The following is a 437-nucleotide window of genomic DNA, read 5'->3' as shown; positions in this document are numbered from 1 at the left end:
GAAGATGCAGCGCACCGCATCTTCATGTCAGCCACGGTGACCGACGATGCATTCCTGATCAAGGGGCTTCAACTCAAGCCCGAGACCATCGTTCATCCCTTGATCTACGCCAAGGAAAGCTGGTCGGGAGAAAAGATGGTTTTGCTGCCCTCGCTGATCCATGAAGAGCTTGACCGCGAGCGGATCGTGAAGGGCTATGCGACCCCCAAGCTCAAGCGTCACCACGGGGTGGTCGCGTTGGCGACGGCATTCGCCAGGGTGAAGGACTGGGAGTCGTATGGAGCCACGGTGGCGGACAAGGATTCTGTGGGCGGGGTCATTGAAGGCCTGCGCGAGGGCGAGTACGAAAAGACTGTCGTCCTCGTGAATCGCTACGATGGCATCGACCTGCCCGATGACACCTGTCGCATTCTGATCTTCGATGGCAAGCCGTATTC

Annotated in this window: 1 protein-coding gene; it reads left to right on the top strand. The window is 58.4% G+C overall.

Features of this window, described 5'->3' with window-relative positions; translation table 11 throughout:
• On the top strand, positions 1–437 hold a 437-nt coding region (locus FJV41_RS53055; RefSeq protein WP_368773788.1), incomplete at both ends, for a hypothetical protein.

Origin of the sequence: Myxococcus llanfairpwllgwyngyllgogerychwyrndrobwllllantysiliogogogochensis, assembly GCF_006636215.1 — a bacterium.
Classification (GTDB): Bacteria; Myxococcota; Myxococcia; order Myxococcales; family Myxococcaceae; genus Myxococcus; species Myxococcus llanfairpwllgwyngyllgogerychwyrndrobwllllantysiliogogogochensis.
The sequence above is the reverse complement of the archived record's forward strand: the minus strand, read 5'-3'. Positions and strand labels throughout refer to the sequence as shown.